The organism is Sporofaciens sp. St.21A7 (genome assembly GCF_059728535.1).
The window spans coordinates 2,282,008-2,303,640 of sequence record NZ_BAAGFN010000001.1; the positions used below are offsets into that span (position 1 = coordinate 2,282,008).

22 protein-coding genes are annotated in these 21,633 nt (G+C 48.4%); 18 read left to right on the top strand and 4 right to left on the bottom strand.

All coding sequences use genetic code 11. The annotated features are described in order from the left end of the window. Nucleotides 1-45: 45 nt before the first annotated feature. Entirely contained in the window at nucleotides 46-1,068 is a 1,023-nt protein-coding gene (locus AC6I3O_RS11325; RefSeq protein WP_497850956.1) for a DUF2804 domain-containing protein, read from the top strand. Nucleotides 1,069-1,132: 64 nt separating this feature from the next. Here the strand turns inward: AC6I3O_RS11325 and AC6I3O_RS11330 are convergent, their stop codons facing one another. Further along, nucleotides 1,133-1,732, bottom strand: coding sequence for a flavin reductase family protein (locus AC6I3O_RS11330; RefSeq protein ID WP_497850957.1), 600 nt, complete (start codon nucleotides 1,730-1,732; stop codon nucleotides 1,133-1,135). A gap of 295 nt (nucleotides 1,733-2,027) precedes the next feature. On the opposite strand from AC6I3O_RS11330, the gene glyA reads away from it, so the two are divergent. From glyA to AC6I3O_RS11370, 8 genes are all read left to right on the top strand, one after another. Continuing rightward, the gene (gene glyA / locus AC6I3O_RS11335; RefSeq protein WP_497853454.1) at nucleotides 2,028-3,269 is read left to right on the top strand and encodes a serine hydroxymethyltransferase; all 1,242 of its coding nucleotides are present in this window, start codon (nucleotides 2,028-2,030) and stop codon (nucleotides 3,267-3,269) included. 27 nt (nucleotides 3,270-3,296) lie between these two features. Continuing rightward, a complete protein-coding gene (locus tag AC6I3O_RS11340; RefSeq protein ID WP_497850958.1) occupies nucleotides 3,297-3,926 on the top strand; it encodes a cyclodeaminase/cyclohydrolase family protein in 630 nt (209 codons plus the stop codon). Between the two features lie 33 nt (nucleotides 3,927-3,959). Then, nucleotides 3,960-4,808, top strand: a complete 849-nt coding sequence (locus AC6I3O_RS11345) for a bifunctional 5,10-methylenetetrahydrofolate dehydrogenase/5,10-methenyltetrahydrofolate cyclohydrolase (RefSeq protein WP_497850959.1) — start codon at nucleotides 3,960-3,962, stop codon at nucleotides 4,806-4,808. Between the two features lie 152 nt (nucleotides 4,809-4,960). Further along, nucleotides 4,961-6,346, top strand: coding sequence for an alanine/glycine:cation symporter family protein (locus AC6I3O_RS11350; RefSeq protein ID WP_497850960.1), 1,386 nt, complete (start codon nucleotides 4,961-4,963; stop codon nucleotides 6,344-6,346). Between the two features lie 29 nt (nucleotides 6,347-6,375). Next, on the top strand, nucleotides 6,376-6,894 hold the full coding sequence (locus AC6I3O_RS11355) for a dCTP deaminase/dUTPase family protein (protein WP_497850961.1): 519 nt from the start codon (nucleotides 6,376-6,378) through the stop codon (nucleotides 6,892-6,894). A 111-nt stretch (nucleotides 6,895-7,005) separates the two neighbouring features. Continuing rightward, the gene (locus AC6I3O_RS11360) at nucleotides 7,006-8,367 is read left to right on the top strand and encodes a spore germination protein (RefSeq protein ID WP_497850962.1); all 1,362 of its coding nucleotides are present in this window, start codon (nucleotides 7,006-7,008) and stop codon (nucleotides 8,365-8,367) included. 130 nt (nucleotides 8,368-8,497) lie between these two features. After that, nucleotides 8,498-9,880 carry an MATE family efflux transporter gene (locus AC6I3O_RS11365; protein ID WP_497850963.1) on the top strand — a complete coding sequence of 461 codons (1,383 nt, stop codon included), beginning with the start codon at nucleotides 8,498-8,500 and terminating at the stop codon, nucleotides 9,878-9,880. Nucleotides 9,881-9,883: 3 nt separating this feature from the next. Then, complete coding sequence (locus AC6I3O_RS11370) at nucleotides 9,884-10,747, top strand: DegV family protein (RefSeq protein ID WP_497850964.1); 864 nt, start codon at nucleotides 9,884-9,886, stop codon at nucleotides 10,745-10,747. 54 nt (nucleotides 10,748-10,801) lie between these two features. Here the strand turns inward: AC6I3O_RS11370 and AC6I3O_RS11375 are convergent, their stop codons facing one another. After that, nucleotides 10,802-11,671, bottom strand: coding sequence for a LysR family transcriptional regulator (locus tag AC6I3O_RS11375; protein ID WP_497850965.1), 870 nt, complete (start codon nucleotides 11,669-11,671; stop codon nucleotides 10,802-10,804). A gap of 26 nt (nucleotides 11,672-11,697) precedes the next feature. After that, on the bottom strand, nucleotides 11,698-13,053 hold the full coding sequence (locus tag AC6I3O_RS11380; RefSeq protein ID WP_497850966.1) for a sodium-dependent transporter: 1,356 nt from the start codon (nucleotides 13,051-13,053) through the stop codon (nucleotides 11,698-11,700). A gap of 263 nt (nucleotides 13,054-13,316) precedes the next feature. Here AC6I3O_RS11380 and AC6I3O_RS11385 point away from each other — a divergent pair, with 263 nt between their 5' ends. The 9 genes from AC6I3O_RS11385 to AC6I3O_RS11425 all read left to right on the top strand — a co-directional run bounded on the left by AC6I3O_RS11385 (nucleotide 13,317) and on the right by AC6I3O_RS11425 (nucleotide 21,052). Continuing rightward, nucleotides 13,317-14,570, top strand: a complete 1,254-nt coding sequence (locus AC6I3O_RS11385) for a dicarboxylate/amino acid:cation symporter (protein WP_497850967.1) — start codon at nucleotides 13,317-13,319, stop codon at nucleotides 14,568-14,570. A 256-nt stretch (nucleotides 14,571-14,826) separates the two neighbouring features. Further along, nucleotides 14,827-16,545: a LytS/YhcK type 5TM receptor domain-containing protein gene (locus AC6I3O_RS11390; RefSeq protein WP_497850968.1), complete on the top strand. Its 1,719-nt coding sequence runs from the start codon at nucleotides 14,827-14,829 to the stop codon at nucleotides 16,543-16,545. Beyond that, nucleotides 16,542-17,252, top strand: a complete 711-nt coding sequence (locus AC6I3O_RS11395) for a LytR/AlgR family response regulator transcription factor (protein WP_497850969.1) — start codon at nucleotides 16,542-16,544, stop codon at nucleotides 17,250-17,252. Before AC6I3O_RS11390 ends, AC6I3O_RS11395 begins: the two co-directional genes overlap by 4 nt. A gap of 279 nt (nucleotides 17,253-17,531) precedes the next feature. Continuing rightward, nucleotides 17,532-18,026, top strand: coding sequence for a translation initiation factor IF-3 (gene infC, locus AC6I3O_RS11400; protein ID WP_497850970.1), 495 nt, complete (start codon nucleotides 17,532-17,534; stop codon nucleotides 18,024-18,026). Nucleotides 18,027-18,058: 32 nt separating this feature from the next. Next, nucleotides 18,059-18,256 carry a 50S ribosomal protein L35 gene (gene rpmI / locus AC6I3O_RS11405; protein WP_016218802.1) on the top strand — a complete coding sequence of 66 codons (198 nt, stop codon included), beginning with the start codon at nucleotides 18,059-18,061 and terminating at the stop codon, nucleotides 18,254-18,256. A 35-nt stretch (nucleotides 18,257-18,291) separates the two neighbouring features. Next, entirely contained in the window at nucleotides 18,292-18,648 is a 357-nt protein-coding gene (rplT, locus tag AC6I3O_RS11410) for a 50S ribosomal protein L20 (RefSeq protein WP_497850971.1), read from the top strand. A gap of 110 nt (nucleotides 18,649-18,758) precedes the next feature. Beyond that, a complete protein-coding gene (locus AC6I3O_RS11415; RefSeq protein ID WP_497850972.1) occupies nucleotides 18,759-18,905 on the top strand; it encodes a hypothetical protein in 147 nt (48 codons plus the stop codon). 237 nt (nucleotides 18,906-19,142) lie between these two features. Further along, a complete protein-coding gene (locus AC6I3O_RS11420) occupies nucleotides 19,143-20,528 on the top strand; it encodes a TrpB-like pyridoxal phosphate-dependent enzyme (protein ID WP_497850973.1) in 1,386 nt (461 codons plus the stop codon). 14 nt (nucleotides 20,529-20,542) lie between these two features. Continuing rightward, on the top strand, nucleotides 20,543-21,052 hold the full coding sequence (locus tag AC6I3O_RS11425) for a cysteine hydrolase family protein (RefSeq protein ID WP_497850974.1): 510 nt from the start codon (nucleotides 20,543-20,545) through the stop codon (nucleotides 21,050-21,052). A 98-nt stretch (nucleotides 21,053-21,150) separates the two neighbouring features. Here AC6I3O_RS11425 and AC6I3O_RS11430 read toward each other — a convergent pair whose 3' ends face one another. Next, the gene (locus tag AC6I3O_RS11430; protein ID WP_497850975.1) at nucleotides 21,151-21,630 is read right to left on the bottom strand and encodes an S-ribosylhomocysteine lyase; all 480 of its coding nucleotides are present in this window, start codon (nucleotides 21,628-21,630) and stop codon (nucleotides 21,151-21,153) included. Nucleotides 21,631-21,633 lie beyond the last annotated feature (3 nt).

Genomic DNA, 21,633 nt, shown 5'->3' on the forward strand with positions numbered 1-21,633 from the left:
GATTTCCCCGCATACGGGGAGCGCAAAAGGAGAGGAGAAATCGTTATGAGGAACCATGAAGTTACAGACAGGCAGCCTTTGTTGAAGGAGGACGGTTCCCTGAGGGAACCGGGATGGTCCAGACAGTTGGTGCAGCGTTACGACCGTTCCATGATTCAAGCGCCGGCTTTCCGGATTAAGGAGTGGGACTATTATCTGGTACTAAACGAAGATTTTGCAGGCGCATTTACTGTGTCGGACGACGGGTATATCGGCTTACAGTCCGTGTCGCTGTTGAATTTTAAGGAGGGATGGGAGCATACGGAGACGATTCTGAATCCGTTTCCCTTGGGAAGGCTCAATATGCCGTCTACCTCGGAGGAGGGGGATACGATTTACCATGATAAGCGGCTGCATATTGAATTCCGAAAGAAAGAGGGCATGAGGAGGATTCTGTGTAAATACCGGAATTTTTATCAGGGGAAGGAACTGGACTGTAACATTACCCTTAGGCAGCCGCAGATGGATACGATGGTGATTGCGACGCCATGGCAAAAGAAAAAGACGGCGTTCTATTATAACCAGAAGATTAACTGCATGTCTGCCAGCGGAAGCATGAGGTTTGACGGGAAGACTTATACCTTCAATCCTGAGACGGACTTCGGGACTCTGGACTGGGGCCGCGGGGTCTGGACTTATGATAACCGCTGGTATTGGGGGTCCGGCAACTGTATGGTAGAAGGAAAGCCGTTTGGTTTCAATATTGGATATGGGTTTGGAGATACCCGGGCGGCGTCTGAGAACGTGCTGGTCTATGACGGGAAAGTACATAAGCTGGATGATGTGACATTCCATATCCCGGAAGGGGATTATATGAAACCGTGGAAATTTACGTCCAGCGACGGAAGGTTCGAGATGGATTTCGTACCTGTACTTGACCGGGCAGCAAAGACGGCGGCTGTGATTATTGAGACGGACCAGCACCAGGTATTTGGGCGGATGAGCGGACGTGCCGTGTTGGATGACGGGAAGGTCATTGAGGTGAAAGATATGATGTGCTTTGCGGAGGATGTACATAACCGGTATTAGGAAAAAGATGCTGATGGGCAGTCCTATACGGCTGCTTCCACCAGCGTTTGTGCAAAGCCACCGCTTACAATCTCTTAAAATCACTCGCCGGATGCTTACACAGCGGACACACGAAATCCTCCGGCAAACTCTCGCCTTCGTAGATATACCCGCAAACCGTACAGACAAACCCTTTCTTCCCTTCCGCCTTAGGGGCCGCCTTAATTTTCTTCTGGTAATAGCTGTAAGTCACAGACTCCTCGTCAGACAGCGCGCATCCATCCGTCACATCCGCCAGAAACAGTGTATGCGTCCCTAGGTCCGTTTCCGATACCACCTTCGCAGAGAGATAAGCATTACACTCATCCGCAATATACACAATTCCATTTTCCGCCCTTTGGAAGGAAATCTCTTCCAGCTTGTCCACGTTAGCGCCGCTTTGGAATCCCCAGTGCTTATAAGTATCAAACTTAGAGCCTTCTGTAAGGACAGAAACATTGAATATTCCCGTCCGCTTTATCATGTCATGCGTATAATTCTTCTTGTTCACCGCTACCGTAATTCGATTCGGTTCTGTCGTAACCTGTGTCACCGTATTCACGATACAGCCGTTGTCTTTCTCGCCTTCTTTCGCCGTTAGGATGAATAATCCATATGTGAGCTTATACATTGCTTTTTTATCCATATCTGTCCTCCTGTTTTTGTTCTGTAACCGGCCTGCTATAGAAATGAATGCTGCAGCCGGTTCCCATGCTGCTCTCAGAGCTATAATTTATGGAAATTATACATAATTATTCCCTAAATGGCAACACTTTACATCATAGAATCGTTTTAAGTACAGCCGCACGCCCTTCGGGGAAAGCGATGTGTGGACTGCAAATTTCTGTCTTTACGAATCTTCTTATAATATGGTAATATGGACATGTTACATTTACCAACAAGGAGAACGCATAAGAAAAATGGAGGGAAAAGCGATGAACATGATTCAAGACGTTATGGACTACATCAAAAGCTGCGACGAGGAAATCGGCGAAGCTCTTTATCTGGAACTGAACCGCCAGAGACGCAACCTGGAACTGATTGCTTCTGAGAATGTGGTAAGCCCGGCAGTCATGCTGGCGATGGGAACGGTGCCGACCAACAAGTATGCAGAAGGCTATCCGGGAAGACGCTATTACGGCGGCTGTGAGCATGTGGACATTCTGGAAGATCTGGCAATTGAGCGTGTGAAGAAGCTCTTCGGCTGCGACCATGCATGTGTGCAGCCTCATTCTGGGGCGAACGCCAACAATGCAGTCTATCAGGCTTTGCTGAAGCCGGGCGACACTGTGATGGGACTGAATCTGGCACATGGCGGTCATCTGACACATGGTTCTCCGGTAAATATGTCCGGACTTTTATACAATTTCGTTCCCTATAATGTGAATGACGAGGGATTTTTGGATTATGACGAGATCCGGAGACAGGCGCAGGAATGTAAGCCTAAGATGATTGTTGCGGGTGCGTCTGCATATCCGAGAGAGATCCGGTTTGACATTTTTGCGGATATTGCAAAAGAAGTAGGAGCATACCTGTTCGTGGATATGGCGCATATTGCAGGATTAGTAGCGGCTGGGCTGCACCAGAGCCCGGTTCCCTATGCAGATGTCGTATCCAGCACCACCCACAAGACGCTGAGAGGACCGAGGGGCGGGATTATTCTGTGTAAGAAAGAACATGCCAAGGCGATTGACAAGGCGATTTTCCCGGGAACCCAGGGAGGTCCGCTGATGCATATTATCGCGGCGAAGGCGGTCTGCTTCGGGGAAGCCTTAAAGCCGGAATTCAAGACCTACCAGAAGCAGGTTGTGAAGAATGCGAAAGCGCTTGCCCAGGCCATGGTAGAAGAAGGATTCAATCTGGTAAGCGGCGGTACAGACAACCATCTGATGCTGGTTGACTTGCAGAATATGGGCGTCAGCGGGAAGGAAATGCAGAACCGGCTGGACGAGGTATATATCACTGTCAATAAAAATGCAGTCCCCAATGACCCGGCAAGCCCGTTTGTAACCAGCGGTATCCGCATCGGCACACCGGCTGTCACGACGCGGGGACTGAAAGAAGAGGATATGGGGATGATTGCAAAGCTAATCAAGATGGCGGTGACGGATTTTGACACGAAGGCGGAGGAAATCCGCAGTAGGGTTAACCGGATCTGTGAGAAATACCCACTCTATGCATAATCAGTGTTTGGAGAGGGGATGAAATTGATGATGTTAGAAGAAAAGGCAACTGTTTTTATAGACGACTTGTCTTCCGCGAAGCCTGTTCCGGGCGGCGGCGGGGCATGCGCCGCAGTAGGCGCTTTTGCCGCTGCGCTGGGAATGATGGTGGCAAACTTGACGGTGGGGAAGAAACGTTATGCGGATGTGGAGGAAGAGATTCAGGAGAATTTAGCCTGTCTGGATGGGTTAAAAAAACGGTTAATTGCATTGACGGACAAAGATGCAGAATGTTTTGAGCCGTTGTCCCGGGCCTACGGAATGCCTAAGGAGACAGAAGAAGAGAAAGCGGCAAAGGAACAAGTCCTTGAGAAAGCCTTATATGAGGCAAGTATTGTCCCAATCGAATTGATGGAAACGATCCTCAAAACAATGGAGTGTCTGGAGATTTTAGGAGAGAAGGGCAGCAGGATTGCGGTCAGCGACGTAGGGGGAGGAGTCCTGTTTGCCCAGGCGGCGTTAGAAGGCGCGTCTTTGAATGTCTTTATCAATACGAAACTGATGAAGGATCGCAAACAGGCGGAGGAATTGAACCGAAAAGCAGACGCTCTGATACGGGAAGGGACTTTCTACCGCCAGCGTATATACGCAGAAGTACTGGGGAAAATCCGTTCCTAGTACACAGAATTTGTGAAAGAAGGGGAGGACCATATGAGTGTTGTAATGCGGGGAACCGACGTGGCCAAGTCCATGAAGGAAACGTTGGTGCAGGAGGTGGAAGCCTTGGGAAAAATCGGAATCACTCCCTGTCTTTCCATTATACGGGTGGGTGCGCGCCCGGATGACCTTTCCTACGAGCGAAGTGCGAGAAAGCGCATGGAGACGACGGGAATCGTATGCAGGGTGACAGAACTTCCGGAGGATGTAAGCCAGGAAGAATTTGAGCGGACATTTTCCCAGATTAATGAAGATAAGGGGGTACACGGAATTCTTTTGCTGCGCCCCCTCCCGGAGTCTTTGGATGAGGAGCCTGTCAGGGCGATGATTGATCCGAAAAAGGATGTAGACGGCATGAGCCCGGTAAACATGGCGAAGATATTTTCCGGGGACAGTACAGGATTCGCTCCCTGTACGGCGGAGGCGGTCATGGAAATGCTCCGTTATTACGGAATTACGCCCAAGGGGAAACGGGTGACGGTTCTGGGGCGAAGCATGGTAGTGGGACGCCCGTTGTCCATGCTTTTGCTCAAAGAGCATGGGACGGTTACGCTATGCCATACCCGGACAGAGAATTTGCCGGCGGAATGTTCCGATGCAGAGATTCTGATTGTGGCGGCAGGGAAAGCAAGGATGGTGTCGGCAGATATGGTGGGCGACGGCGCAGTTGTGGTTGATGTGGGAATCAACGTGGACGAAACGGGCAGCCTGTGTGGGGACGTGGATTATGAGGCAGCAGAAAGGAAGGCTTCATATATCAGCCCGGTGCCGGGAGGGGTCGGAAGCGTCACGTCGTCTGTACTGGCGAAGCATGTAGTCAGGAGCGCTTCTCTTCGTGTTTAGGGAAAAATGCTTGCTAAGGCTTCGAGTATGTGATAGTATATTATCCATATTATTGAATAATAATATAAAGACTGTACATGAAAAACTCCAAGGATGGAAAAGCTTTGGAGTTTTTATGTTTTGTGTACGAATCTTGAAAAAGGGGGATTTCTATGTATGATATGATCAATGCGTTTGTGCAGGCGCTTAACGATGTGGTGTGGGGATGGGGCATGATCGTCCTGTTGCTGGGAACCCATGTATTCCTGACATTCCGCACAGGATTTATCCAGCGGTACACCATATCAAAGGGAATCCGGCTCTCCATCGCGAAGGATCCGGATGCGGAAGGCGAGGTCTCCCAGTTCGGGGCGTTGACAACGGCGCTTGCGGCGACCATTGGCACGGGCAATATTGTGGGCGTCGGCACTGCGATTGCCATCGGAGGGCCAGGGGCGGTTTTATGGTGCTGGCTTACGGGCGTGTTCGGTATTGCGACAAAATACGCGGAGTCCTACATAGCCGTCAAGTACAGGGTCAAGACGGCAGACGGGCGTATGCAGGGCGGAGCAATGTATGCGCTGGAGCGGGGACTGAATATGAAATGGCTGGGGATGCTGTTTGCATTTTTTGCAGCGTTTGCATCTTTTGGGATTGGGTGTGCCACACAGGTGAATGCAATCGCGGAGATCTGTGAGACCAATTTCCATATTCCGAGAATCGGGGTGGGGATTATCATTGCAACGCTGACGGCGGTTGTAATCTTCGGAGGAATCCAGTCTATCGCAAAAGTCTGTGAGAAACTGGTTCCGTTTATGGCAGTATTCTATGTATTGGGATGCATCATCATTTTGTGCATGAATTTCGACTACATAATTCCGGCAATCGGAGCAATATGCAGGCTGGCGTTTACGCCTGGAGCGGCGGCAGGTGGCCTCGTAGGAAACGGCGTGCGCATGGCAATCCGCTATGGGGTGGCGCGGGGGTTGTTTTCCAATGAGTCTGGCCTTGGTTCTGCCCCGATTGCAGCAGCGGCGGCGCAGACGAGGAATCCGGTGCGTCAGGCGTTGGTATCCTCCACGGGGACATTCTGGGATACGGTTGTGGTATGTCTGATGACAGGGCTGGTGCTGGTGACGACCATCATGAAGAATCCGGGTGTCAACGCGGATACAATTGACAACGGCGGGCGGCTTACGACGCTGGCATTTGGGCAGATTCCATATCTTGGCCCGATTATCCTGACCCTTGGAATTATCTCATTTGCCTACTCCACGATTCTAGGGTGGGCTTATTACGGAGAGCGGTGCGTAGAGTATTTTTCCGGAAAGACAGGGCTGGTTCCTTATCGAGTTCTTTACGTTGCAGTAGCGGTCATTGCGCCTGTTTTAAAACTTGACCTGGTCTGGCTGGTTGCGGATACGTTGAATGCGTTGATGGCAATTCCGAACCTGGTAGCCGTGCTGCTTCTGTCTAACGTGATGGTTCGGGATACCAAATTATTTATACACGACCTTGACGCAAAGGATAGTACGCCGGTTCCGGCAGTGAAGAATTAAAGAATGAAAAATATACGGAGGAAAGAAATATGGCAAGAAGGATTGCACAGTTTCATAAGGTAAGTTACGGACAGTTTAAAGAAGGGTATGAGGATGGGTTTGGCAAGCAGGAGGAGCAGGAAATCCAAAAGATTTACGATAGCATTGAGCTGCCTAAGCGGGCGACGATAGGCTCGGCGGGATATGATTTTTTCACTCCTGTAGAAATCACGTTAAATCCAGGAGATACGGTGAAGATACCAACAGGAATCCGTGTGGAGATGGAGCCGGACTGGGCGCTCAAGTGTTATCCACGGAGCGGCCTTGGCTTTAAATATCGGCTTCAGCTGAACAATACGGTTGGAATCATAGACAGTGACTATTTCTACTCAGATAATGAAGGACATATTTTTGCGAAGATTACTAATGACAGCCGGGAAGGAAAGACGGTTTCCCTAAAAGCAGGGGAAGGTTTCATGCAGGGGATTTTTGTGGAATACGGGATTACGGTGGACGACTGTGTGACGGCGGCCCGGAACGGAGGATTTGGAAGTACGACAAAGAGCTGATCAGGATAAAAATACATATGCGGAAATACTGGTTTTTAGATGGCAGTATTTCCGCATATTTTTTGTAATATAGGGAAAGATAAGAGGTGAAAAACAAGCGGAGGAATTGCTATGTCAGACGTAAAGAAGGTAACTGCTTCAAGAGAAGAAAACACCTCGTATCTTAACCAGATACTTCCGGTCAATGAGAGCTTCGACCTGATAAAACGGGATATCATGATTGGAGGACGATGCTCTTCATGCTATTCCATCAATGGGTTTGCAAATGATGAAACGATGCTCAAGATTATGAATTCATTTTTCGGAGTCACAAAGGAGGATATGCCCAACGATGTAAACAGTTTTTCCAGGGAATGCATCCCTTATGCGGAGGTGGAGATTCTGGAGGATTTCGACCAGGTTTTAAAGAACCTGCTATCTGGGGTTAGCTGCCTGTTTATTGAAGGATATGATGCATGTATCGCAATCGACTGCCGGACTTATCCGGCAAGAAGCGTGGAGGAACCGGACAAAGATAAGTCCCTTAGAGGTTCCCGGGATGGATTTGTGGAGACGATTGTATTTAACACAGCATTGATGCGGCGGCGGATTCGGGACCCCCACCTGATTATGAAGATGGTAGAGATTGGGGACAGTTCCCGGACGGATGTGGCAATCTGTTATATGAGCGACCGGGTGGATCAGGAGCTTCTGAAAAATGTATCCGACCGTATTAACAGCATCCGCACGGACGCCCTGCGGATGAACCAGCAGAGTCTTGCGGAGGAGCTGTACAAACGGAAATGGTTCAATCCGTTTCCAAAGTTCAAGTTCACAGAAAGGCCGGATACAGCGACTGCATGCCTGTTAGAGGGGAAGATTGTGCTGCTGGTGGACAATTCGCCATCGGCAATGATTCTTCCGACTTCGATTTTTGATATGATAGAGGAGGCAAATGATTATTATTTTCCAACGCTTACCAATATCTACCTGAAAATTGCCCGGGGGCTGATCACCCTTATGACGGTTTTCTTAACGCCGGTGTTTCTGCTTTTTATGCAGAACCTAAACTGGCTTCCCAAGGTGTTTTCCTTTGTGGCTGTGAAGGATACGGTAAATATCCCGCTGATTTTCCAGCTTTTGATTTTGGAGATTGCTATTGACGGCCTGCGTCTGGCGGCGCTGAACACGCCCAGCATGTTAAGCACACCGTTAAGTGTGATTGCCGGTCTGGTTATGGGTGAATTTTCGGTCAAATCCGGGTGGTTCAACGCGGAGGTTATGCTGTATATGGCGTTTGTGTCCGTGGCAAATTATACACAGCCTAATTTTGAGCTTGGATATGCCCTGAAATTCATGCGTCTGGAGCTGCTGGTTTTAACGGCGCTTTTCAACTGGTGGGGATTTGCGGCGGGGACGCTGATTATTGTCCTTAGCATCTGCTTTAACAAGACCCTGTCGGGAAGAAATTATCTGAATGTAAAATTAAATTAAACAGCATGTCTGGGAAGAGCCGTGCGGAAAGGATATGGCTCTTCCCAGAGCTTTCTTCTTTACATTATTTTCCACACGTGTTAGAATAAGGGACGTATATCAAAAGAAAGTTTTTTAGGAAGGGATACATATGAAAAAGGAGATGGACAGCCAGAGGCTTGGCACCGCGCCTTTGGGAAGCCTGATGTTTTCGCTTGCGGTGCCGGCTGTGGCGGCGCAGTTAATCAATGTGCTGTATAACATTGTAGACAGAATTTATATCGGCCATATCGAAGGGTATGGAGATGTGGCGCTGACAGGGGTTGGGGTTACGTTTCCGATTATCATGCTGATTTCAGCATTCAGTGCGTTTGCGGGGATGGGAGGCGCGCCTCTTGCGTCGATTGAATTAGGCAGGCAGGATGTCCCCAAGGCAGAATTGATACTGGGAAATTCGGCCGGTATGATTGTTCTGTTTTCGGCTGTGCTGACCGTCGGGTTCTCCATATTCAAGCGGCCGGTTCTGTACGCATTCGGCGCCAGTGACGTGACGGTGGAGTACGCGGCAAGCTATATCGGCATCTACCTTATCGGTACGATTTTCGTGCAGGTAGCTGTTGGTTTGAATACGTTTATCAGCGGGCAGGGAGAGTCAAAGACGGCAATGCTGTCTGTGGTAATAGGCGCCGTACTGAATATTGTGCTGGACCCCATCCTGATTTTTTTACTGGATATGGGGGTGAGAGGCGCTGCGTTGGCAACGGTTATTTCCCAGGCGGTCAGCGCCGCGTGGGTCATCCGTTTCCTTACTTCCAGCCGGAGCGTCATGAAGCTGAAAATCAAGAATATGGGGCTGAAAGCCGATATTGTGAAACGGATTGCAGGACTTGGAATCTCTCCGTTTATCATGCAGAGTACAGAGAGCATGGTAAGTATTACCCTGAATTCCGGACTGCAAAATTACGGCGGGGATCTGTATGTGGGAACCATGTCGATTATGACCAGTATTATGCAGTTGATTCTGATACCTGTACAGGGTATTTCTCAGGGTGTCCAGCCGATTATCAGCTACAGTTACGGGGCCGGAAACCGTAAGCGGGTCAGAGGAGCATTTATGAGGCTTCTGGCAGCGGGGCTTTTGGGGACTCTGATTCTCGGCGGGATAGCAGTCCTTGTGCCGGAAGTCTATGCAGGGATATTTACGAACAATGAGAAATTGATTGAGCTGACATGTCAGGTGATGCCGGTGTATTTCCTTGGGATTACAATTTTTGGATTACAGTCCGCATGCCAGTCTACGTTTCTTGCACTGGGGCAGGCGAAGGTTTCCCTGTTTATCGCCCTTCTCAGGAAGGTTTTCCTTCTGATTCCGCTGGCAGTCATTTTCCCAAAGTTTATGGGCGTGATGGGTATCTACAGGGCGGAGCCGGTAGCGGATATCATTTCTGTGGTGACTACAGGAATTTTATTTACATTTACGATGAAAAAGGTGTTACGCAGCATGGAAGAAAATAACGTAACGAAGGAGGCTTAAATATTGAAAGATTATATCATTACGGTAAACAGTACGGTGGATTTGCCTAAGGAATGGCTGACAGAGAGAAAGGTGCCAATAGTGCCCCTTAAATATACCATAGACGGGGAAACATACGAGGATATGGACGGACTGTCTGCGAAAGAATTTTTTGGGAAGTTAAGGGACGGGAAGATGGCGGCGACATCTCAGGTGAATCCGGGAGAGGCAAAAGAGGCGTTGAAGCCCTTCCTTGAGGAAGGGAAGGATATCCTGCACCTTGCTTTTTCTTCCGCCCTTAGCGGAACCTGCAACAGTATGCGGATTGCGGCAGAGGAACTTATGGAAGAGTATCCGCAGCAAAAGATGATAGTGGTTGATACGTTATGTGCCTGCCTTGGGGAAGGTCTGCTTTTGTACTATGCGTTGAAGCGTAAGAGCGAGGGATTTTCAATGGAGGAGACGGCGAAGTGGGTGGAGGAGAATAAGCTGCACGTCTGCCATAATGTGACGATTGATGATTTGGAGCATCTCCACAGGGGAGGGCGTATCTCCAAAACGGTAGCGGTGCTTGGCGGCATGGTGAAAATTAAGCCCATGATCCATATGGATGATAAGGGGGCTTTGCAGGTCATCGGAAAGGAGCGCGGGCGCAGAAAGTCTCTGAACAAGATTGTAGATACGGCTGTGAAGCAGTCAAAAGGGTGGGAGAATGATATCATAATGATAACCCATGGGGACTGTGAAGAGGATGCGCGGTACGTGGAGGAACTGGTGCGGGAGAAGATGGGCATTGACCAGATTCTGGTCAACAATATCGGTACTGTGATCGGCAGCCATACGGGACCGGGCGTAGTCGCTGTATTCTGTATGGGAGATAAGCGGTAAAAAGAAAAAGTGGCGCCCACTTTTTCTTTTACCAATACGCCCGCTGTCCGGCGGTTAATTTTTAAAATATTCTTTCGTATATTCAATAAATATCTTCATAGACGGCGACATGTCCGTGGGTGAAGCCACAGCCATACCAAGTCTGCGGAAGGAGTAGGGTTTCAGCGGACGTGCCTCGAAGTTCCCTGTTTTTCCACGAAGAATCAGCTCCGGAAGGATGCTGATTCCTAGATTATGCTCCACCATGGACAGGATGGAATAATCATTGTGGGAAGTGTATTTAATATCCGGCGTCACGCCCGCATTTTTTAAGATTCTGTGGACATCGTTCAGATAGGTATAGTCGGACACGACGAAGGCTGAACTCTCGAATAATTCGATCGGGATCTCGTCGTATGCGGCAAGGGGATGTCCTTTCGGCATGACTGCAAGCATCGGGTCGTCATACAGATGAATGAAATGATAGGAAGAGCTGTTCTGATAGCTGGTAAATGCGATGTCTACCTTGTGGTCACGAATCCATTTGGAAAGCTCTGCTTCATTTCCTTCTGAGATATCAAAATGGATTCCTGGATATTCATCCTTAAATGTCCGGATGATTCCCGGAATCCAGTGGATGGAACAACTGGTGTAGGTTCCAATCTTTAATGTTCCCTTACGTACGCCTGTCAGGAAAGAAATCTCCTGATTCAGCGATTCGTAGGCGGCGACGAGATAGCGGATTGAGGGAAGGAGCGCCGACCCTTCCCTGGTCAGCGACACTCCCTGATGCCCTTTGTGGAACAGCGGGAATCCGACCTCCTTTTCCAGGGATTTCATCATCTGCGTAATCCCTGCCTGTGTATACCCCAGTTCTTCTCCGGCTTTGGTATAGCTGCCGGAATCAACGACTGAAAGGAATACGTTCCATTTTCTTAGCCCCATGGCTTTTTATTCCCCCCTAAAAACAATTACAGCTTAAATAACCCAAGCCCGCTTGCGACGGAGCTGATGAGAATAATAATCAGGAAGAGCGGAGCCACCCATTTGATCATGATGTTGAACATTCCTTCTGCCTTGAAGGTTCCGTCTGATCCCTTTACCTCGTCGGCAACCGCCTTGGGCTTGATAATGAACCCAACAAAGATGCAGGTAAAAAGGGCAACGATCGGCATCAGGACGCTATTGCTTACGAAGTCCATAATGTCAAGGATGGACATGCCGTTCCAGCTTATGAAGCCCAACGGACCGAATCCAAGGGAAGACGGGATTCCCATGACCAGCGCAAGTACCGCAACAAAAATACCGGTGAATCTGCGTTTCCAGCCAAATTTGTCCATGAAAACGGAAACGATCGTCTCCATCAGTGAGATGGCGGATGTCAGGGCCGCAAAGAATACCAGCATGAAGAAAATGGTTCCGATGAAGCCGCCGAATTTCATGCTTGCAAATACTTTCGGAAGGGTCATGAACATAAGCCCCGGTCCTGCATTGAGCGCAGAACGATCGCCGCCGGAAAATGCAAATACAGCCGGGATGATCATCAGTCCGGCAAGGAATGCGATTCCTGTGTCGAACAACTCGATCTGGCGCACGGAGCTTTCCAGGTTATCGTTTTTCTTCATATAAGAACCGTAGGTAATCATGATGCCCATTGCCAGCGACATCGAGTAGAAGAGCTGTCCCATTGCCGCCAGAATCGTCTTCACGGACACGTCTGCCATATGAGGCTTGATGTAGTAAATCAGTCCTTCCATGGAGCCTTTTAAGGTCAGTCCGTACACGGATATGATAATCGTAAGTATTACGAGAATCGGCATCATGATTTTGCTGACCTTCTCGATTCCTTTTTCTACGCCGCATAATACGACGATGGCCGTGAACGCCAGGAATATGAAAAACCAGCCGATTGGTTCAATTGTGCCTCCGATAAAATCAGTAAAATATGTATCGCCTGCGGAAGCCTTCACGCCGCCTGTGACGAAAACGGTAAAATACTTTACAACCCATCCGCCGATTACGGAGTAGTACGGGAAGATAATAACCGGAACGATGACGGCAAGTATCCCCAGAAAATTAAACCGTTTATCCAGTGACCGGAATGCGCCGATGGCGCTTAAACCTGTCTTCCGCCCCAATGAAATCTCTGCAATCATCAGTGTAAAACCGAAGGTAACTGCAAGGATCAGATAAATCAACAGGAATGTTCCCCCGCCGTACTGAGCGGCAAGGTATGGAAACCTCCAGATATTCCCGAGTCCGACTGCTGAGCCAGCAGCGGCGAGAACGAAACCAAGCTTGTTAGAAAAATTACTTCTGTCTTTCATTTAAAATCCTCCTCAATTCTTTTCATCCCAAAAACAGATTATGCTCTATTATTGCATGAACGGACAATATTTTCAAGAATATTTTTATGGATGCGTGATACGGTCTCCTTTCACGCAAAAAAAATCGTATTTAAAACAGAAATAACCACATTTTAAACACAGGGTGTTGCTTCTTTTTTAAAATAGGATAAAATAAACTCATTAAAAGGGATGGCCATCTCACAGGAATGCAGCGAGAAAAAGAAAAGAGCGAGGGATGACAAATGGAAGAAAAGAAAAAGGGATTTTCGGTATCTCTTACGACACAGATTCTAATCGCGACGGTCGGAGGTATTCTGTTCGGTACAATCATCGGACCGTGGGCGGCAAATCTGAAATTTATCGGTGATATTTTTATCCGGCTGATTCAGATGTCCGTAGTACTTCTGGTTATGTCCGCAGTAGCGGCGGCGGTAGGAAGCGGCGACGGGCAGGACGTAGGGAAGATGGGTTTCCACACGTTTAAGTGGATTATTGCATTTACAGTGATTTCGGCAGGATTTGGTGTGGCGTTGTCCATGCTGTTCAAACCGGGCGTCGGGATTGAGATTGCAAGTGCGGAGGATGTGGCAAATGCGGCGGTAGAATCTGCTTCCTTACAGGAGACGCTGTTGGGATTTGTACCGACGAACATTATCGGTTCTATGGCGGAGAGCGCAATGGTTCCGTGTATCGTATTCTCACTGTTCTTCGGCGTGGCGATGGGCGCGTACACGAAGCAGAGCGGGAACCGCAATATGGTAGAGTGGGTGACAGGACTGAATACGATTATCACAAATATTATTAAGACGGTTATGCACATTGCGCCAATCGGTATCTTCTGTCTGTTGGCAAATGTAGCCGGTTCTACGGGCCTGAAAGTAATTATTCCAATGATGAAGTTTTTAGGGGTACTCCTAATCGGCGATGCGATTCAGTTCATGCTGTTCGGGCCATTTACTGCGGCAATGTGTAAAGTAAACCCGGCTAAGATGCCGAAGAAATTTGCCAAGATGTCTATCATGGCAGTGACGACGACTTCTGGGGCAATCTGTCTTCCGACGAAGATGGAGGATGCAGTGACCAGGTTTGGCATCAGCCGTAAGGTGGCTGACTTTACTGGGCCGATTACCATGTCCATGAATAGCTGCGGGGCTGCACAGTGCTATGTGGCGGCAATCTTCTTCATGGCCCAGTCTACGGGTATCGAGATGACAGTCTATCAGATGGGAATGGCGATTCTTTTATCCTGCCTGATGTGTATGGGAACGATTTCCGTGCCGGGCGGTTCTGTAATCGTGTATACGTTCCTTGCGTCTTCGCTGGGACTTCCGTTGGAGAGCATTGCGGTATTGATTGGTATTGACTGGTTTGCAGGAATGTTCCGTACGTTGATGAATGTAGACGTGGATGTTATGGTCGGTATGCTGGTGGCAAGCAAGCTGGGCGAGCTGGACCGTGACGTATATAACGAAAAGAAGGCAGTTACCTATAATTAATTGAGGTTTCAAATCATTATTTGAACATACATACATAACTCTCTCAAGGGGCCGGAAGGCTTCGGAGGACCTCCGGGTATTGGAAAGATAGCCGGAGGTCTTTTTTACTATATTAGGAAACTTCGCGATTATCTGCTGGACAATAGGTAAGATTCCATGTAAGATTATAAATATGGATTTTGATGCGGCTTAGGAAGAATGGGAGGACGTGTCAGGGACGTTTCAACAAAGCTTCATAGATATGGGGAGGGAGAACATGCAGGGAAACAGGCTGGTGTTTGAACTGATTTTAAATATTGCGCTCCTGGTTCTGATTGCCAACCTGCTCTCAAAATTCAGGCTGATTCAGAATTTGATCTTACAGGAGCGGCGAAGCCTCAGAAGCCAGGCGTTCCTGTCCGTGGTGTTCGGAGGGATGGTGGTTTTGTCCACCTATACGGGGATAGATATCGGCTCTTACAGCCTGAATACCCGGGTCATCGGAGCCATGGCGGCAGGGCTTCTGGGAGGGCCGATTGTGGGACTGTATGCTTCGTTGATTGGCGCAGTCTATGTATACGTTTTTTCTTCGCCTCAGGCCTTTGCCATGGCGTCGGCATTCTCGACCATGTTGTTCGGACTTCTGGGAGGCGGTTTTTACCCTTATTTTCAGCGGGGAAAGTGGAAATACCAGGACTTATTTCTTCTGGCGTGTTTTGCAGAGGTATGCGACATGGTGTGCCTGCTTAGGTTCACCGTGCCGGTTCAGATGGCGCTGAATACCATACTTGAAATCTCTCTGCCTATGATTTTGCTGAATGCCAGCGGTATTCTGATTTTTATTTCCAGCTTTAATCAGGTATTTGTGCTGCAGGATGTGGAGCGCAGCCGCCAGCTTCAACAGGCCTCGGAGCTTGCGCGCAAATGTCTGCCCCTTCTTTTGCAGGGAATCGGGAACCGCGGAAATATGGAGAGGTTCGCCGGGACGATTCTGGAGGAGACGGACTGGGCGGGGGTTATTATCGCAGACAGGAATGAGATTATTGCGTGCCGCCAGAAGAAGGCGGAGAAGGAGTTTTGGCCGGAAGGACAGATACCGGGCATCGGTATCCGTGCGATGGAGTCCGGGAATCTAATGACCATGTCTCAGGTTCCGCTGACCAGCCCGTGGTATGAGTGGATGAAGGATTATTCTCTGGTTGCGGCGCCCTTCATGATACGGGATCAGGCTGTGGGATGCCTGATCGTGTGGGTGAAGAAACAGTGGGTGTTCATGCAGAGTGAACTGGAGTTACAGCAGCATTTGGTGAACCTGAGTTCTTATCAGCTTGCGCTCTCGGAGCTTGAGAGGCAGAAGGATATGCGTCAGAAGGCGGAATTCAAAGCACTGCAATTTCAGGTGAATCCCCATTTCCTGTTTAATGCGCTGAATACTGTCTCCTGCGTATGCCGGGAGAATCCGGACCGTGCAAGGGAGCTTTTGATTGTTCTTGCTAACTATTTCCGGTATAATCTGAACAGCGAGGCGTATATGGTTCCCTTCGATGAGGAGATGGAGCATGTACGTGATTATCTGGAACTTGAGAAGGCCAGGTTTGAAGAAAAGCTGATTATTACGTATGATGTGCCGGAGAATATTGGAATCAAGATTCCTACGCTGATTTTGCAGCCCATCGTGGAAAATGCCGTGCGTTATGGAATGAACCGGGAAGGGAAACGGATCGTGGAAATCCTGGCCAAGGCGGAACCGTCAGGATGCCGGGTCTATATCCGGGATGAAGGGAAAGGGATACCCAAGGAGGTTCTGGAGAATCTGATGAATGGGCAGGCAATCGGGAACAGTGTAGGGCTTAGCAATGTGCATAAGCGGATGAAGAGTATCTACGGGGAGGAGAACGGGCTTAGGATTACCAGCGCCGACGAGGGAACTTGTGTAGAATTGCATTTTTCAGGCAGGGCAGATAGTCAGTGCGGGATGGAGGAGGAATGCAGATGAGAATCGCGGTTGTAGACGACGAAAGACCGGCAAGAAGTGAACTGAGGCATCAGCTCTCAGAGCTTCTGCCGGATGCACAGATCGATGAGGGCGAGAGCGGGGCGCAGGCTCTTGAGATGGCGGGAGAAGTGTGCTATGACCTGTTTTTTCTCGATATCAATCTCGGAGATATTAACGGGACTGTTCTTGTGAATGCGCTGAAAAATATGCAGCCGAATATGAAGGTTGTGTTTGTAACGGCTTATTCGGAGTATGCCGTGAAGGCGTTTGAGCTGGAGGTAGAGGATTATATCATGAAGCCCTTTGACAAGAGACGCCTGGAAAAGATGCTGAAAAAATGTGGGATGAAGAAGTCTGAGAAACCGCTGGATTCCATGAAGCGGATTGCGATTAATACGGAAGGAAAGACGATTTTTAAGGAAGTGGGCGATATTGTATACATAGAGACGTATAACAGGGGGTGCCTGATTCACACGGTGGAGGAAGACTATTTCGAGGGGAAGACGATTGGAGAATTCGAGAAGAGAATGTGTGATATGGGATTTTTCCGGAGTCAGAAGAGCTATCTGGTGAATCTGAACAAGGTGAAGGAGCTGTTTTTGTGGAAAAATAACAGCTTTGCGATTAAGATGGAAGGATATGAGAAGGAGATTCTGCCTGTGGGAAGGGAGAAAATCAAGATTTTGCGCCAGTTGCTTGGGGGATAACGGAAATTTAGGTATTGACATCAAAGAGCAGATGTGTTAAATTTATATATGCGTGAGGCAAAAAAGAAAGTAGAGTATCCACTCTCACCATAGCACAATCGGGTGACTATTGGTTTGATATTGCGTATTTCGGTCGTTATTGCTGATATTTTATTATAATATTTATGATATCATGTCAGCAGCCCTGTGATACAGATATGTTAAGTGGATAGTCTGAATGCTGTTCACTTATTTTTATGTATATTTTTATGATGGGGGTGCAAGACAATTAGCGATTTAATGATTAACGGGCAGATCAGAGACAAGGAAGTAAGATTAATTGGAGAAGATGGAGAGCAGAAGGGAATCATGCCGATTAAGGAGGCAATGAGACTGGCTCAGGAAGCAGAATTAGATCTTGTGAAGATCGCTCCAAAGGCTCAGCCGCCGGTATGTAAGATCATCGATTACGGTAAGTACCGATATGAACTTGCAAGAAAAGAAAAAGAGGCGAAGAAGAAGCAGAAGACCGTTGAAGTGAAGGAAGTGCGTCTTTCACCCAATATTGACACGAATGACCTGAACACCAAGGTCAACAATGCAAAGAAGTTTATCAGTAAGGGTAATAAAGTGAAGATTACCTTGCGTTTCAGAGGGCGCGAGATGGCGCATGTACAGCAGAGCAAGCACATTCTGGATGATTTTGCAGAGCTGCTCAAGGATATTGCCGTCGTGGAGAAACAGCCGAAACTGGAAGGCAGAAGCATGAGTATGGTTTTAACTGAAAGACGTTAAAAATATATTTACAAATTAAGGAGGAAATAATCATGCCAAAGATCAAGACAAATAGAGCAGCTGCAAAGCGCTTCAAGAAGACAGGTACAGGAAAGTTAAAAAGAAATAAAGCGTATAAGAGCCATATCTTAACTAAGAAGTCTGCAAAGAGAAAGAGAAATCTTAGAAAATCAATCATTACTGATGAAACGAATGTAAAGAACATGAAGAAGGTATTACCGTATCTGTAAAGAGCGGATCAAAGTATTGAAGGAGGAAACAAGACATGGCAAGAATTAAAGGCGGAATGAACGCTAGAAAGAAGCATAACAGAGTTTTAAAATTAGCAAAAGGATACAGGGGAGCACGTTCCAAACAGTACAGGGTTGCAAAGCAGTCCGTGATGAGGGCGCTTACTTCTTCTTATGCGGGAAGAAAGCAGCGCAAGCGCCAGATGCGTCAGTTATGGATTGCGCGTATCAATGCGGCTGCAAGGCTGAATGGCTTATCCTACAGCAAGTTCATGTATGGGCTGAAGCTGGCGAATGTTGATATGAACAGGAAGATGCTGGCAGAGCTGGCAGTGAATGATGCGGCAGGATTTACTGCATTGGCAGAGGCCGCAAAAGCGAAATTGGCTTAATTTGGCGCGAAAGATTTGGGGACGTCAGATAAAAGTCAAGTAAAAAGATGAAAAAATCCTTGACATCGGCGGTCTGCCGTGGTAAAGTTCTATTAAACCGTTGAGGAAGAGTGAGTACTGTTAGATATCTGCTTTACAGAGAGCTGTGGATGGTGGAATACAGCAAGTCAGGGCTGGCAGGAATGGACTTCCGAGGGCGAGCTGAAGTGTCCGTTTTTTGGATGGCAGTAAGTGAGCCGGAGAGGGTACTCCGTTAACAAAGTACGCGTATGATGGTACGCATGAGAGGGTATAGGAATGATATACCAAGCCGGGTGGCACCGCAGGAGTGAATGATTATAATTACTCTTGTCCCAGCAATTGTTTATTGTGTGGGATAGGGGTATTTTTTTATTTCAGCATAAATATGGAGCTGCAAGATCGAGATATTGTCAGGCTTAGATAGAAGAAACCTTGTCCCGCTTAACCTCAAAATGTGAAAGGAGAACAAGACAATGAGTACAGCAAAAATCCCTTACAAAATCTATCTGGAAGAGAGCGAGATGCCGAAGCAATGGTATAATGTACGGGCAGATATGAAGAACAAGCCTGCGCCGCTTCTGAATCCCGGGACGTTGAAGCCGATGACAGCAGAGGAGCTTTCCGGAGTGTTCTGTGAAGAACTGGTAAGGCAGGAGTTAAACAACGATGATCGTTACATCAATATCCCGCAGGAAATCATTGATTTTTATAAGATGTACCGTCCCGCGCCTCTTGTCCGGGCATACTGTTTGGAGGAGAAGCTAGACACGCCGGCGAAGATTTATTACAAATTCGAGGGGAATAATACCAGCGGAAGCCATAAGCTGAATTCTGCGATTGCCCAGGCTTATTATGCGAAGAAACAGGGCTTGAAGGGCGTGACGACAGAGACAGGGGCAGGGCAGTGGGGAACGGCGCTTTCCATGGCGTGTTCTTACCTTGATTTGGACTGCAAGGTATTTATGGTAAAATGTTCGTATGAGCAGAAACCTTTCCGCCGCGAAGTGATGCGTACCTATGGGGCGAGCGTTACGCCGTCGCCTTCCATGGAGACAGAGGTGGGAAAGAAGATTCTGGCAGAGCATCCGGGAACGACGGGAAGCCTTGGCTGTGCAATTTCAGAGGCGGTAGAGGTGGCAGTCGGAAGCGAAGGATATCGGTATGTGCTTGGAAGCGTGCTGAATCAGGTATTGCTTCATCAGTCGATTATCGGTATGGAGACGAAGCGTGCATTGGATAAATATGGAATCACACCCGATATTATCATAGGATGTGCAGGCGGCGGCTCGAACCTTGGCGGATTGATTTCCCCATTTATGGGAGAAAAATTGAGAGGCGAAAAGGATTACCATTTCATTGCGGTAGAACCGGCATCCTGTCCGAGCCTGACCAGAGGCGTCTATGCCTATGATTTCTGCGATACGGGCATGGTGTGTCCGTTGGCGAAGATGTATACACTGGGAAGCGGGTTCATTCCTTCTGCGAACCATGCAGGCGGACTGCGCTATCACGGTATGAGTTCCGTCCTGTCACAGCTCTATGAGGATGGCTATATGGAGGCAAGGTCTGTGGAGCAGACGGCAGTTTTTGAGGCAGCGGAGAAGTTCGCAAGGGTGGAAGGAATCCTTCCGGCGCCGGAGAGCAGCCATGCGATTAAGGTCGCGATTGATGAGGCAATGAAGTGCAAGGAGTCCGGGGAAGAGAAGACGATCGTGTTCGGGCTTACCGGTACGGGATATTTTGATATGGTGGCGTATGAGAAGTTCCACAATGGAGAGATGAAAGATTACATTCCTACGGATGAGGAGCTCAAGGCAGGATTCGATGGAATCCCGAGATTCCCGGGGAATATGGAATAAGGAGTTTGGCCGGTATGAAGGTTTTAGTTGTAGTAGATATGCAGAATGATTTTATCGGCGGGGCGTTAGGGACGAAAGAGGCAGTGGCCATTGTGCCTAAGGTTGTGGAAAAAATCCGGAATTTTGAGGGAAGGGTGTTGTTTACCCGGGACACCCACAAAGAGGATTATCTGGATACACAGGAGGGAAAGAAGCTTCCGGTGGCGCACTGCATCAAAGGGACGGAAGGCTGGGAACTGCATCCTGAGATAGAGGCGCTCCGTAAAGAAGATGCGTTAGATAAGCCGACGTTTGGGAGTACGCAGCTTGGATGTATATTAAAGGAAATGGGCGGTCTTGAATCCGTCACATTCGTAGGACTGTGTACGGATATCTGCGTCATCTCAAATGCGATGATTGCAAAAGCATTCATACCGGAAGTGCCGGTCATTGTGGATGCTTCGTGCTGTGCGGGGGTAACGCCCCAAAGCCATAAGAATGCGTTGGAAGCGATGAAGATGTGCCAGATTATATGTGAAGAATAATGGAAAGATTTCCGTAACGGTGGGCAGAAATGATGCAAATGACCAAATATTCTGCCCCGGACGGAAATCTTTTGTATGCGGCAAACCGTACCCTTGTATTAGGCGGGGTAGTTCAGTTGCTTATCCGTGATGTCCGTGAGAACTTCTTTCAAGTATTTCCTTGCAAGATATCTTGCCATAGGAAGATTCATGTCCAGATAGTTCCCGCAGTCTTTCGCACATGCGCCGGGAACGTCTCCCTCGAATCCGGCAATGAAGGTAAACATCTCCGTCATCAGCGGCACGATATCTTTGGATGTATATGCTCCGGCAAGCAGCAGATAGAAGCCTGTCCGGCATCCCATGGGTCCGAAATAGATGATTTTGTCTGCGTAATCGGAATGATTGCGCAGGAAGGTGGCCGCCAGATGTTCGATAGTGTGCATCTCTGCGGTATTCATGACGGGCTCGTCATTAGGGCTTGTCATACGGATGTCAAATGTGGTAATGGGATGACCCTCTACCTGATCGATGCGGGAAACATAGAGTCCCGGAACCAGACGGAGATGGTCTATGGTAAAGCTTGCGATTTTTTCCATGAT